Origin of the sequence: Pseudomonas sp. zjy_15, from assembly GCF_043101865.1 — a bacterium.
Lineage (GTDB): Bacteria > Pseudomonadota > Gammaproteobacteria > Pseudomonadales > Pseudomonadaceae > Aquipseudomonas > Aquipseudomonas putida_Y.
This window is the reverse complement of the sequence record NZ_JBICII010000006.1, coordinates 1-440: the sequence shown is the minus strand read 5'-3', so window position 1 is coordinate 440 and position 440 is coordinate 1. Positions and strand designations below refer to the sequence as shown.

The following is a 440-nucleotide window of genomic DNA, read 5'->3' as shown; positions in this document are numbered from 1 at the left end:
TCGATTAACTGGGCGGGCTTGTCAGCAGTGACAGGAGCAGTCTCGCAACCACGGCAGCCATAGATCTTGCGCACGTGTTTGAGTACGCGGATCTGCATCGGCACGATATCGAGCTGCTCGCTGGTTTCTTCGCCGATGACATGCTTGCGGCAACCGCAGGCGCAGGTCAGTTCGTGTTCGGGCAACTCATGGATAACTTCGATACGTGGCAGATTAGCCGCCAGTGACTTGCGCTTGCCACGGCGCTTGACCGGGACAACGACTTCTTCATCGGCATCATCGACTACAGCCAGCAGAGGGTCATTTTCCGCTTCATCGAACATGGCCAGTTGCGGCGTTTTGGGATCGACGGTTTGCTCGGACTTGCGGCCAAAGAAACGGTCACGCCATAACTTGATTTGCTCTTTCAGATCGTCAATTTGGACGATGTGGGCCTGATT

At 55.2% G+C, this 440-nt stretch carries 1 protein-coding gene; it reads right to left on the bottom strand.

What is annotated here, in order from left to right:
- Nucleotides 1-440 (bottom strand): IS66 family transposase zinc-finger binding domain-containing protein (locus tag ACF8EF_RS00585; protein WP_392528943.1); only part of this gene is annotated, 440 nt, incomplete at both ends.